The organism is Acidovorax sp. FW305-C-20-28 (genome assembly GCF_058783375.1).
Genome location: NZ_JBYSYM010000015.1, coordinates 115852 through 126924, shown reverse-complemented (window position 1 = coordinate 126924; position 11073 = coordinate 115852). Strand labels below are relative to the sequence as shown.

13 protein-coding genes are annotated in these 11073 nt (G+C 67.7%); 6 read left to right on the top strand and 7 right to left on the bottom strand.

Annotation, left to right across the window (positions count from 1 at the left end; all coding sequences use genetic code 11):
* The first annotated feature begins 110 nt into the window (after nt 1-110).
* The 3 genes from AC3WOH_RS18285 to AC3WOH_RS18275 all read left to right on the top strand — a co-directional run bounded on the left by AC3WOH_RS18285 (nt 111) and on the right by AC3WOH_RS18275 (nt 2056).
* Entirely contained in the window at nt 111-824 is a 714-nt protein-coding gene (locus AC3WOH_RS18285; RefSeq protein WP_492230740.1) for a hypothetical protein, read from the top strand.
* Nucleotides 825-1059: 235 nt separating this feature from the next.
* Nucleotides 1060-1560: a hypothetical protein gene (locus tag AC3WOH_RS18280; protein ID WP_492230739.1), complete on the top strand. Its 501-nt coding sequence runs from the start codon at nt 1060-1062 to the stop codon at nt 1558-1560.
* A 151-nt stretch (nt 1561-1711) separates the two neighbouring features.
* Complete coding sequence (locus tag AC3WOH_RS18275; RefSeq protein WP_492230738.1) at nt 1712-2056, top strand: hypothetical protein; 345 nt, start codon at nt 1712-1714, stop codon at nt 2054-2056.
* A 26-nt stretch (nt 2057-2082) separates the two neighbouring features.
* Here AC3WOH_RS18275 and ctlX read toward each other — a convergent pair whose 3' ends face one another.
* Nucleotides 2083-3012, bottom strand: a complete 930-nt coding sequence (gene ctlX, locus AC3WOH_RS18270; protein WP_492230737.1) for a citrulline utilization hydrolase CtlX — start codon at nt 3010-3012, stop codon at nt 2083-2085.
* 119 nt (nt 3013-3131) lie between these two features.
* Between ctlX and AC3WOH_RS18265 the strand changes: the two genes are divergently transcribed.
* Together AC3WOH_RS18265 and AC3WOH_RS18260 are read left to right on the top strand one after the other, a co-directional pair.
* Nucleotides 3132-3563 carry an Lrp/AsnC family transcriptional regulator gene (locus tag AC3WOH_RS18265; RefSeq protein WP_492230736.1) on the top strand — a complete coding sequence of 144 codons (432 nt, stop codon included), beginning with the start codon at nt 3132-3134 and terminating at the stop codon, nt 3561-3563.
* A gap of 102 nt (nt 3564-3665) precedes the next feature.
* On the top strand, nt 3666-4634 hold the full coding sequence (locus AC3WOH_RS18260) for a tripartite tricarboxylate transporter substrate binding protein (RefSeq protein WP_492230735.1): 969 nt from the start codon (nt 3666-3668) through the stop codon (nt 4632-4634).
* Here the strand turns inward: AC3WOH_RS18260 and AC3WOH_RS18255 are convergent, their stop codons facing one another.
* A complete protein-coding gene (locus tag AC3WOH_RS18255) occupies nt 4635-5612 on the bottom strand; it encodes a magnesium and cobalt transport protein CorA (protein ID WP_492230734.1) in 978 nt (325 codons plus the stop codon).
* 184 nt (nt 5613-5796) lie between these two features.
* Here AC3WOH_RS18255 and AC3WOH_RS18250 point away from each other — a divergent pair, with 184 nt between their 5' ends.
* Complete coding sequence (locus tag AC3WOH_RS18250; RefSeq protein ID WP_492230733.1) at nt 5797-6504, top strand: TorF family putative porin; 708 nt, start codon at nt 5797-5799, stop codon at nt 6502-6504.
* Nucleotides 6505-6508: 4 nt separating this feature from the next.
* On the opposite strand, the gene AC3WOH_RS18245 is transcribed toward AC3WOH_RS18250, so the two are convergent.
* From AC3WOH_RS18245 to AC3WOH_RS18225, 5 genes are all read right to left on the bottom strand, one after another.
* The gene (locus AC3WOH_RS18245) at nt 6509-6985 is read right to left on the bottom strand and encodes an Lcl C-terminal domain-containing protein (protein ID WP_492230732.1); all 477 of its coding nucleotides are present in this window, start codon (nt 6983-6985) and stop codon (nt 6509-6511) included.
* Nucleotides 6986-7005: 20 nt separating this feature from the next.
* Nucleotides 7006-7815: an HAD-IIB family hydrolase gene (locus AC3WOH_RS18240; RefSeq protein WP_492230731.1), complete on the bottom strand. Its 810-nt coding sequence runs from the start codon at nt 7813-7815 to the stop codon at nt 7006-7008.
* Between the two features lie 8 nt (nt 7816-7823).
* Nucleotides 7824-9452, bottom strand: a complete 1629-nt coding sequence (locus tag AC3WOH_RS18235; protein WP_492230730.1) for a peptide chain release factor 3 — start codon at nt 9450-9452, stop codon at nt 7824-7826.
* Nucleotides 9453-9585: 133 nt separating this feature from the next.
* Nucleotides 9586-10356, bottom strand: coding sequence for an SDR family oxidoreductase (locus AC3WOH_RS18230; protein WP_492230729.1), 771 nt, complete (start codon nt 10354-10356; stop codon nt 9586-9588).
* Between the two features lie 73 nt (nt 10357-10429).
* A complete protein-coding gene (locus AC3WOH_RS18225) occupies nt 10430-11071 on the bottom strand; it encodes a TetR/AcrR family transcriptional regulator (protein ID WP_492230728.1) in 642 nt (213 codons plus the stop codon).
* Between the last annotated feature and the right edge of the window lie 2 nt (nt 11072-11073).

The following is an 11073-nucleotide window of genomic DNA, read 5'->3' as shown; positions in this document are numbered from 1 at the left end:
TCGGCGCACGTGGCGGAGAAGGGCAAAAACCTACTCTTCGTTTCATGGGTTACGGCGAAAAGGCGCCAAGCCCAAAAGCCCGTAACCCCCTCAACTATCCGCACACTGCCATGACCACCCATCCCAAATCCCTCATCGCGCTGGCTCTTGTATCGGTACTGCTCACCGCCTGTGGCGGTGGTGGTGGCGGTGGAGGCAGCGGCAGCTTCAGCAGCACCAGCAGCAATGAGCTTGCTGCCGTCGTGCCGGATCCCGATCCCAGCACCGAGCCCGGCGTGCTGACCGTGACCGATGCCACCGTGCCCAGCCTCAATGGCGTCTATGGCAACGGCCAGCTCACGCTGTCCGAGGTGTACTACCAGGAAGCCATGGGCGGCAAACCTGCCACCTGCGCCTACAAGTTCATGGGCGCCGACAAGGTGGGCGCTACCGCCACCGCTGCCACGACCACCGATACGGTGGTGGACGTGACCAGCACGCCTGTCTCCATCGTCGGCACGTCCACCACGCAGGCCGCTGTAGTGGGCAACATCACCGCACCCGTTTCGCTCACCGGCGCAGCACCTGTGGCAGCGGCCCAGGGTGTTGCGACTGCCTTCGGCAAGATCAGCTACCGTCCCTCGGCCACGGGCCTGTACGTCGTATTCATGACCTTCAACGGCAAGGAATACGCCAGCCTGGATTCGGTGGACACCCTGGTGGACCGCAGTGGCAACCTGGTGCGCTTCACCAGCAAGACCATGGGGGCCACCGATGGATCGACCGATACCCTGAAGCTGACGGCCATCATTCCGCTGCACGCCACCCGCAACGCCAATTGCTGATCCTTGGTGCGCAGGCGGCCGCTGCGCACCGGGAACCCGGGTTCCCCCTCGGCCGGTCTCCAGTCTCCGACCGGTTTTTTGGCCCGCTTTCCCATGGAAAGCGGGCTTTTTTGCGGCCATGCGTGCGCCTGCCCTGTAGGCGTGGGTCCTACGGTGGACAGGGCTGTTGGCGCACGCGGCTCGAGGGAACCCGCTCCTACGATGCGTTGACCTCCACACGACAAAGCCGCACGCCATGAACTCCCTCTTCAAGACCTGTTCTGCCCTTGCCGCTGCCAGCGCATTGCTGGTGGCCTGCGGTGGAGGCAACCACGACGACCCCACGCCCAGCAACGAGCCGGGCATCCTCACGGTCGCTGATGCCACCCTGCCTGGACTCAACGGCGTGTACGGCAACGGTGCACTCAACCTGACCGAGGTCGACAAGAAAAACCCCATTGGCTCCGTGCCCGAGCTATGCACCTTCCGATTCGATGGCGCCAACAAGGTGGGCTCGACCGAAACCGCGTTTGGCGATGTGCGCTACCGGCCCGATGCCACCGGCCTGCACCAGATCTTCGTGACCTTTGCCGGCAAGGAATACAGCAATGGCGATACCGTGGACACGGTGGTCGCACGCGACAGCAACCAGGTGCGCCTCTCCAGCAAGACGCTCACGGCGACCGATGGCTCTTCCAACACCCTCAAGGTCAGCGGCATCATCCCCATGCGCCCCAACCGCCCGCTGGGTTGCTGAAGCAAAGCGCCCTTTCCAGACCTGTTGTTTCCCCCCTCGGCCGGCGAGTCCGCTCCCACCGGTCATTGGCCCCGCCCATCCTGGAGATGGACGGGGTCTCTTTTTTTCTGCGGCACCGTCACAATGGAGTGGCCAGTCCCCCGCCATCCCCATGTCGCCTTCTTCGTCCCCGTCTGCCCAGGTGGTGTGGCTGCACCCCGAGGCGCCCCCCAAGCCCGCCGAAGGCGCACCCTGCAATGGTTGCGGCCTGTGCTGCCTGGCCGAGCCCTGCCCGGTGGGCGTGCTGGTGTCGCGCCGGCGCAGCGGCGCCTGCGCGGCCTTGCGCTGGAGCGATGGCGAGGGGCGCTACCTGTGCGGCATGGTGTCCGACCCGGGGGGCGTGACCGGACTGCGCAACCCCTGGCTGGTGCGCGCCATCGGTGCCTGGGCCCGGCGCTCGATTGCGGCGGGGGTGGGCTGCGATGCACAGCTGGACACAGAGACGCCATCGCGCTGAACGCCCACCGCGGTCGCGGTCGAACATCACCCCCGGCGCGCCAGGTGGATGCCCGCCAGCATGCAGCGCACGGAACCACCCGCCAGCTCGATGGTGGGTACCTTGAGCGGCAACAGCGTGGCGCTGCGCTCGATCACGGCCTTCTGCTCCGCGCTGAGGCTGGCTGCCGCGCGGGCCGACAAGGCCAGCACCCGGCCCTGCGCTCCCGTGAGCTCCAGTGCGTTGCCCGCGAACTCGCCGATCTGCTGCGCGCTTAGCTCGATCAAGGCGCGGCCGGACTCCGCCAGGCGCTCGCGCACCGCCTGGCGCCGTACCGGGTCGCGGACCAGGTGAAAACCACCCAGCGCGAAATCGGTGCCCACGCACAGCATCACATTGGTGTGGTAGCAGGGCATGCCCTGGGCATCGGCCGTGGCAAAGGCCATGGGCTCGTAGTTGAAGTGGGTGCAAAAGCGCTCCAGCGCCACCGGGTCGGCGCGGTTCGACTGCGCCGTGTAGGCCACGCGCGCGATGTGGTCGAGCACCATGGCCCCCGTGCCTTCGAGGAACATGCCATCGGCTTCCAGGCCCGAGTAGTCGATGACGTCCTGCACGCGGTACTCGGCCTTGAGCATCTCGATCACGTCGGCGCGGCGCTCGCGCCGGCGGCTCTCGGCAAACATCGGATAGATCGCCACATGGCCGCCCGCATGGGTCGAGAACCAGTTGTTGGGGAACACGGCGTCCGGCGTGTCGCGCTCGCCCCGGTCCTCGAACAGGTGCACGCGCACGCCCGCGGCCTGCAGCCGGGCGGCTGCGGCCGTCACTTCGGCATGGGCGAGCCGGGCGATGGCCTCGGGCGCCTGGGCGGTTCGTGACTGGAAGGCGTTGTCGGCTGCCGTGTCGGGGTTGGGGTGGAAGCGGTGCGGGCGCACCATGACGACGGCGGCAGGGGCTTGGGCAGAAGGCTGGGGCATGGAGTGGGCAGGGATGAAGACGGTCCCTGCAATTCTCGAAAAGGGCCGCGCTACAGAAAAGCCATCTACCTGATCAAAATGTGTGGAAAATTGGCGATCTGATTGATGAACGAATCACTATGGGCAATATCGACGACACCGACCGCCAGATCATCGGCATCCTGCGCACCGATGCGCGCACCCCCGTGGCTGTGCTGGCGCAGAAGCTGCGTGTCTCGCGCGGCACGGTGCAGAACCGCCTGCGCAAGATGGAGGAGAGCGGTGTCATCACCGGCTACACCCTGCGCCTGCGCCCCGACTCCGAGCCCCAGCGCATCCGTGCATGGATGAGCATTGCCGTGGAGGGCAATGCCGCGCCCGAAGTCATCCGCGCGCTGCGCGGCGAGCCGGCCGTGGACACCCTGCACAGCACCAACGGCCGCTGGGACATCGTGGCCGAGGTGCGGGCCGAAAGCCTGGAGGCCTTCGACCGGGCGCTCGGCCGCATCCGCCTCACGCCGGGCATCGCCAACACCGAGACCAGCATCCTTTTGTCCACCTACAAGGCCTGATGGGCAGGCGCCTGCGTGACACTGGCTAGGGAGTTTCCTGCATGCCCCTCGCTGCAGGACTGCAGTCCAATGCAAGGATCTATGTCTTCCAAGGATTCCACCATGCAACGCCGCCGTCAGATCATCCAGTGGGGTGCCGCTGCCGCGGTGGCTCCGGCCACCCTGCTGGCCCAGGCCCAGGCCTTTCCGGCCAAGCCGATCAAGCTCGTGATCGCCTTCCCTGCGGGCGGCCCCACCGACATCACCATGCGCTCGCTGGCCGACAACGCCGGCAAGATCCTCGGCCAGCCCGTGATCGTGGAGAACAAGCCTGGCGCCGGCGGCACGCTGCCTGCGCAGCAGCTGCAGGGCTCCGCGCCCGATGGCTACACCATTGCGCAGATTCCGCTCGGCGTGTTCCGCCTGCCCTACACCACCAAGATCAGCTGGGACCCGGTCAAGGACATCGCCTACGTGCTCAACGTGACCGGCTACGCCTTCGGCCTGGTGGTGCCCGCTGACTCGCCGCTCAAGACCTGGACGCACTTCGTGGCCTGGGCCAAGGCCAACCCGGGCAAGCTCAGCTACGGCTCCACGGGCACCATGACCAGCCCGCACCTGACCATGGAACTCATCGCCCAGCAACTGGGGCTGGAGCTGCTGCACGTGCCCTACAAGGGCAGTGCCGACCTGATGCAGTCCATCCTGGGCGGGCAGATCATGGCGGCGGCCGACTCCACCGGTTTCGCGCCGCAGGTCGAGGCCGGCAAGCTGCGCGTGCTCAACACCTGGGGGGCCGAGCGCCTGGCCAAGTTCCCCGATGCGCCCACGCTCAAGGAGCTGGGCCTCAACCTGGTGCAGAACTCGCCCTTCGGCATCGGTGCGCCCAAGGGCACGCCCGACGCGGTGGTCAAGCGCCTGCACGATGCCTTCAAGAAGGCCATGGAGCAAGAGAGCTACAAGACCGCCCTGGCGCGCTACGACATGGTGCCCATGTACATGAGCACCTCGGCCTACCAGAAGTTCGCGCAGGACACGTTTGCGCGCGAGAAGGCGCTGGTCGAAAAACTGGGCCTGGCCAAGCCGTCTTGATCAGAGCCAACCCGCCTTGCGGAAGCGGTAGTACAGGTAGCCGCAGGCGCTGGCGATGACCGCCAGCGCAGCGGCGTAGCCATAGCGCCATTTCAGCTCCGGCATGTGCTCGAAGTTCATGCCCCAGATGCCCGCGAAGGCCGTGCACACCGCGAACAGGCTGGCCCAGGCGGCCAGGCGTTTCACGACCTCACCGTCCTCGATGGTCACCATGGACAGGTTCACGTGGATGGCCGTGCCGATGGAATCGCGGATGGATTCGATGGAGGCGTTGATGCGCCCCAGGTGGTCCACCACATCGCGGAAGTATTCCTGCGAAGGGGTGCACAGTTGCGGCACGCGCCCGCCATGCAGCTTGCCCGCGCCTTCGAGCAGGGGTGCCACCCCGTGCTTGAGCAGCGTCAGGCGCTGCTTGAGCGCATACAGCCGCTGCACGCTGCCCCGCGCCTTGCCCTTTGCCGAGAAGATCTGCTGCTCGATGGTGTCGAGCTCGACTTCGAGCGCATCGATGACCGGGAAGTAGCGGTCCACCACCGCATCCATGAGCGCATACAGCACGAAGCCCGGCCCCGTGGCCAGCAGCTCGGGCTCGCGTTCGCAGCGCTCGCGCACATCGGTGAAGCCCTGTTCGCTGCGGTTGCGCACCGAAACCACGTAGTTGCGGCCCACGAAGACATTGAGCTCGCCGATGCGTGCCGGTGTGGCGTTCAGGCCCTCGGTCTCCAACAGGTGCAGCACCACGAAGAGCGAGTCGCCGTACTCCTCCACCTTGGGCCGCTGGTGGCCGTGCTGGGCGTCCTCGATGGCCAGCGGGTGCAGGTGGAAGGCCTGCTGCAATTCGGTCAGTTCCTGCTCGGTGGCGTCGTGCAGCGCCACCCAGACAAAGCAGTTGGGCAGGTGGATGTGGTCGCCGATCTCGCCGATGGGGATGTCGGCAAGCTTGGTTCCGTTTTCATAGACAACGCAGTTGATCAGCATGTCGGCTCCGGGCACATGGGGGTGGCAATGATCTTGCCATTGCCCCGCCTGGCCGTGCACGCACGCGGGCCGCCAGGCGGCATCTCTGGCAAAAGCTTTACGCCGGGCACCGAAGTTTTTATGCGGCCTTTATGGCTGACTGCCTACGCTCGATCCCCTGTCCATCTGCGTTTGATTGCAACCCATGAAATTTCCCCGTGCCCCTTTCGCCATGGCCCTGCTGACCGCTTTCCCCCTGCTGGCCAGTGCCCAGCTGACGGGCAACGTCAGCCTGACCACCAACTACAAGTTCCGCGGCCAGGACCAGGATGCGTCCAAGGTCAAGGCCGTCAAGCCCGCCATCCAGGGCGGCTTCGACTACGCCTTCGGCGAGTCCGGTTTCTATGTAGGCAACTGGAACTCCAGCGTCGACTGGCTGCCTCGCAACTCCATCGAGTCCGACATCTACGGCGGCTACAAGTTCAAGGCCGGCTCGGTCGATCTGGACGTGGGCCTCTTGACCTACATCTACCCCGGCAACAGCAACGGCAACACCACCGAAGTCTATGGCGCCGCCACCTTCGGCCCCGTGACCGCCAAGTACTCGCACACTCTGTCCAAGGACTACTTCGCCTACGCCGGTCCCGGCTTCAAGGGCCGCAACACCGGCTACCTGAACCTGGCCTTCGCGCAGGAAGTGGCGCCCAAGATCACCGTCAAGGCATCGGTGGGCTACACGCGCTTCGGTGGCGACATCGTGGCCCCCAACTACATCGACTACAGCGTGGGCGGTGCCTATGACTTCGGCTCGGGCCTGTCGCTGGGCGCGGCCGTGGTGGGCGCCAACAAGAAGGACTACTTCGGCCCTGTCAACCAATCGCGCGTGATCGTCATGCTGACCAAAGCCCTGTAGCTGCTCAACGCCGCACCAGGCGCGCCGGCAGGTGGTTGAGCCGCAACGCCATGTTGGCGCGCCCTTCGCCGAAGTGCACCAGCCAGGCATGCGTGATGCGGCTGTTGGCCTGGCTGGCGCTCCAGAACCAGGTGGGCGGCGTGTCGGGGAAGGCCTCTGTGTCGATGGCAGGGTCGCGGCGCGCCTCGTCCACCAGCGTGTGCAACTCGCCCACCGTGGGCAGGCGCCAGCCGGCCTGCTGTGCGGCATGGTCGGCCGCCTCGATCTGGGTGAAGGTCTGGGGCTCGCCCGTGCAGCCCAGGCCGCTCCATGCCATGCCCTCGGCGCAGCGGCGCCAGGTCAGGCCGGTGCTGCGGTCATGCACTTCCTGGCCGCCAGCGCGCACGGAAAACCGGCTGGGTGTGTACTGGGCCGTCCACAGGTAGCCACCCAGGGCGCACAGGCCCAGGGCCAGCCAGGCGATGGCAGAGCGCCGGGCCATGTGCGCCGGGCCTGGTGCCGTCAGGCGGCGGTCGCCACGCCCGCCAGGATGCGCTGCGCCACCTGGGCGAAGCCGGCACCGCGCTCGCCTTCGGTCACATAGCGCGGCAGGTGCGCCAGTTGCGGCACGAAGCGCGCGATGTTGGCCACGCCCACGCTGTGCGCGAAGTGCTGGAACATGAGCTGGTCGTTGGTCGAATCGCCCACATAGACCCATTGGCCGATCTCGGCATCGAGGTCGCGGCCGAACAGTGTGCGCACGACCCAGCGCGCGCCTTCGAGCTTGTTGTGCGCGCCGAACCAGCCATTGATGTGGATGCTGCTCACCGTGGCGTTCATGCCGGCCGCGCGCATGCGCTGCACGGCGGCGTCGATGGCCTCTTGCGGCAACTGGGTGAACTCGCTGTGGTCGATGGCGATGTCGGTCTCGCGCCCCGGCGAGTCGGTGGCGCGGTGTGCGCCCGGCACTTCACGCTCCACCTGCGCCAGCACCTGCTGCATGCGCGCGTAGTTGGCCGTGCGCGTGGGCTCGTCCTGCTGGTAGGTCTTGGCCAGCGCCGCGCCCGCCGGGCCGGCCACGCGGCGCAGCGCCACGGCGCCGTTCTCGGCCACGATGGCGTCCACGGGCCAGCTCAGCGCAAAGGGCTCGCTCCAGCCCACGGGGCGGCCGGTGATGGGAATGACGTGCAGGCCGGCGGCGCGCAGCGCGCCCAGCGCCTGCAGCGCATCGGGCGTGATGGCGCCGTCGGTGGTCAGGGTGTCGTCGATGTCGGTGAAGACACCGACCAGCGGCCGGTGGGCCGCAGGGGCCCATGCACTCAGGGGTTGCATCGGTAGGCTCAGCTCGCGCTGCCCAGGCTCAGCCCGGCGTGCTCGCGCAGCGGGTGGAAATGGATCTTGGGAAAACGCTCCTGCGCCAGGCGCACGTCGTAGGGCGAGGTGCACAGGTAGGCCAGCGTGTCGGCCGCATCGTGCGCCAGGCGCAGCGGGTAGGCGTCGGTGAAGGCGCGCAGGTCGGCCGCATTGTCGGCCGTGATCCAGCGCGCGCCGGTGTACTGGCAGCCTTCCAGGCGCACGTCGGCGTCGTACTCGGCCTTCAGGCGGTGCTGCACCACTTCGAATTGCAGCTGGCCCACGGCGCCCAGCAGCATGTTGCCGCCGGCATCGGGCTTGAAGACCTGGATCGCGCCTTCCTCGCCCAACTGGGCCAGGCCCTGCTGCAGCTGCTTGGTGCGCAGCGGGTTCTTGAGCACCACGGTCATGAACATCTCGGGGGCGAAGAACGGCAGGCCGGTGAACTGCAGGTTGGCGCCATCGGTGATGGTGTCGCCGAGCTGCACGCCGCCGTGCGTGGTGAAGCCGATGATGTCGCCCGCATAGGCCTCTTCGACCGCCTCGCGGCGCTGCGACATGAAGGTCACGACCGAGGTGGGGCGCAGTTCCTTGGCGCTGCGCTGCACCTTGAGCTTCATGCCCGGCGTGTACTTGCCCGAGGCCACGCGCACGAAGGCGATGCGGTCGCGGTGGTTGGCATCCATGTTGGCCTGCACCTTGAACACCACGCCGGCAAAGCCTTCGTCCTCGGGCTGGATGGTCTTGACCACGGGCTGCTTGTTGACCTGCAGCGTGCTCACGCGCGGGCCGGGGGGCGGGGCCATGTCGACCAGGGCGTCGAGCACTTCCATCACCCCGAAGTTGTTCACCCCGGAGCCGAAGAACACGGGCGTCAGCTTGCCGGCCAGGAAGGCCTCGTGGTCCCACTCGGGCGAGGCGCCCACGGCCAGCTCCATGCTTTCGAGTGCCGCGTCGAATTCAGCGCCGAAGCGCGCGCGCAGCGTGGCTTCGTCGGACAGGGGAATGGATTCGAAATCCTGCGGGCGGCGTTCGCTGCCGGACTCGAACACCGTCATGGTCCTGGTGCGCAGGTTGATGATGCCGCCGAAGGCCTTGCCCTGGCCCACGGGCCAGGTCATGGGGCAGCAGGGCATGCCCAGCTCGCGCTCGACCTCGTCCATGATGTCCAGCGGGTCGCGCACTTCGCGGTCCATCTTGTTCACGAAGGTGATGATGGGCGTGTCGCGCTGGCGGCAGACCTCGATCAGGCGGCGCGTCTGCGCTTCCACGCCGTTGGCGGCGTCGATCACCATCAGCGCCGAGTCGACGGCGGTGAGCACGCGGTAGGTGTCTTCCGAGAAGTCCTTGTGGCCGGGCGTGTCGAGCAGGTTGATCACATGCTCGCGGTACAGCATCTGCATGACCGACGAGGCCACCGAGATGCCGCGCTGCTTTTCGATCTCCATCCAGTCCGAGGTGGCGTGGCGGCTGGCCTTGCGGCCCTTGACCGCGCCCGCGATCTGGATCGCGCCCGAGAACAGCAGCAGCTTTTCGGTCAGCGTCGTCTTGCCCGCGTCGGGGTGGGAAATGATGGCAAAGGTGCGGCGGCGCCGTGTTTCGGGGGCGTAGGACACAGGGAATTCCAAGAGAGGGCAGGGGTGGGCAGCTCGCTGCGGCAGGGGCCTGCGGCAGTCGGCGCGGCAGGCGCTCACGCGCCCGAAACCGCCGATTTTACCGGGCGCGCGCTCCCCGTCTCTGGCCGGGGGCTCAATGCGCCTGGGTGTGGCGTGCGTACATCTTCTGCATGCCGCCCAGCCAGCGCTCGTAGTCCTGGCCCTTGTTGCGGAAGTACTGCGCCACCTCGGGATGCGGCAGCACCAGGAAGCGGCCGTCCTGCATGGCGGCCAGCACGTCGCCCGCCACCTGCTCGGGCGGCAGGATGCCGTCGTGCGAGGCCGAGCCGCCATCGCCCGTGACCATGGCGGTCTGCACCGACTGCGGGCACAGGCAGGCCACGCCCACGCCCTTGCGGCCGTAGGCGATGCGCAGCCATTCGGCAAAGGCCACGGCCGCATGCTTGGTGACGGCGTAGGGGGCCGATTCGACGATGGTCAGCAGACCGGCGGCCGAGGCCGTGACGAGGAAGAAGCCTTCGCCGCGCTCCACCATCTCGGGCACTACGGCACGCGCGGCCCAGACATGGGCCATGCCGTGGATGTTCCACATCGCGTCCCACAGCGGGTCTTCGAGCTCGATGCCACCCGGGCGGCCCAGGATGCCGGCGTTGGAGAGGTAGGCGTCCACACGGCCATAGCGCTCGCGCGTGGTGGCCACCAGGGCCTGGATGTCCGCCTCGCGCGACACGTCGCAGCGCACGGCCAGGCCACCGATCTCGTCGGCCACGGCCTGGGCCGCCTCCAGCTGCAGGTCGGCCACGACCACGGCGCGCGCGCCCTCTGCGGCAAAGCGCCGCGCCATGCTGCGGCCGATGCCGCTGGCGCCGCCGGTGACGATGATGACCTTGTCCTTCGGGTCCATGGAATGCTCCTCGTGTGTGAGGGCGCCAGTGTCGGCGGGCTTGCCGGGCCGGGCAGCCGCGCAGGTGACAAGCTCAGCGCGCGGCCTGCCGGATGGCGGCGCAGCACAGTTGCTCCACGCCGGCGGCCCATTGCCGCATGGCGGCCGGGTCCAGCTGGAGCAGCAGCACATAGCGGCGGCCACCCCAGGCCGACAGGTGCAGCGCCTGTGCGATCTCGGGCCCCGGCTGCCGAGGCAGGTCGGTGCAGGCCGCGAGCACCCGGCCCCAGGCGGCGGCCAGCTCCTCGTGCGCGCGGCGGTGGTGGTGCGCCTCGGCCATGGCGCCTTCCAGTGCCAGCATGTCGGGGTGGAAGGTGGGCAGTTCGGGCGCATCCACGCCGCAGACCAGGCGCACCAGGTGGTGGATGCGCTCCTCCCAGGGCATATCGGTGGGCTGAACGGCTTGGCGGTCGATGGCCGCGAGCAGGGCCTCGATGCAGTGGCGCACATAGCCCGAGAGCAGGGCCGTCTTGTTGGGAAAGTAGTCGTAGAGCGTGCCCACGGCAATGCCGGTCTCCAGCGCCACGTTGCGCGTGGTGAGCTTGTCCCAGCCGTCGCGCTGCCAAATCCGAACAAAGGCGTCGTAGATGGCCTGCACGGTGAAGCGGGCGCGCGCCTGGCGCGGCCGCTTCAGGGGCCTGGCGGCGGTTGTGGGGCTGGCGGGCAGGGCCTTCATCG

Bases quoted from the DNA above. Each gene is read 5' to 3' on its own strand.
- AC3WOH_RS18225 (WP_492230728.1), bottom strand. From the start codon at position 11,071: ATGAAGGCCCTGCCCGCCAGCCCCACAACCGCCGCCAGGCCCCTGAAG.
- AC3WOH_RS18285 (WP_492230740.1), top strand. From the start codon at position 111: ATGACCACCCATCCCAAATCCCTCATCGCGCTGGCTCTTGTATCGGTA.
- AC3WOH_RS18265 (WP_492230736.1), top strand. From the start codon at position 3,132: ATGGGCAATATCGACGACACCGACCGCCAGATCATCGGCATCCTGCGC.
- AC3WOH_RS18280 (WP_492230739.1), top strand. From the start codon at position 1,060: ATGAACTCCCTCTTCAAGACCTGTTCTGCCCTTGCCGCTGCCAGCGCA.
- AC3WOH_RS18230 (WP_492230729.1), bottom strand. From the start codon at position 10,356: ATGGACCCGAAGGACAAGGTCATCATCGTCACCGGCGGCGCCAGCGGC.
- AC3WOH_RS18250 (WP_492230733.1), top strand. From the start codon at position 5,797: ATGAAATTTCCCCGTGCCCCTTTCGCCATGGCCCTGCTGACCGCTTTC.
- AC3WOH_RS18275 (WP_492230738.1), top strand. From the start codon at position 1,712: ATGTCGCCTTCTTCGTCCCCGTCTGCCCAGGTGGTGTGGCTGCACCCC.
- ctlX (WP_492230737.1), bottom strand. From the start codon at position 3,012: ATGCCCCAGCCTTCTGCCCAAGCCCCTGCCGCCGTCGTCATGGTGCGC.
- AC3WOH_RS18240 (WP_492230731.1), bottom strand. From the start codon at position 7,815: ATGCAACCCCTGAGTGCATGGGCCCCTGCGGCCCACCGGCCGCTGGTC.
- AC3WOH_RS18245 (WP_492230732.1), bottom strand. From the start codon at position 6,985: ATGGCCCGGCGCTCTGCCATCGCCTGGCTGGCCCTGGGCCTGTGCGCC.
- AC3WOH_RS18255 (WP_492230734.1), bottom strand. From the start codon at position 5,612: ATGCTGATCAACTGCGTTGTCTATGAAAACGGAACCAAGCTTGCCGAC.
- AC3WOH_RS18260 (WP_492230735.1), top strand. From the start codon at position 3,666: ATGCAACGCCGCCGTCAGATCATCCAGTGGGGTGCCGCTGCCGCGGTG.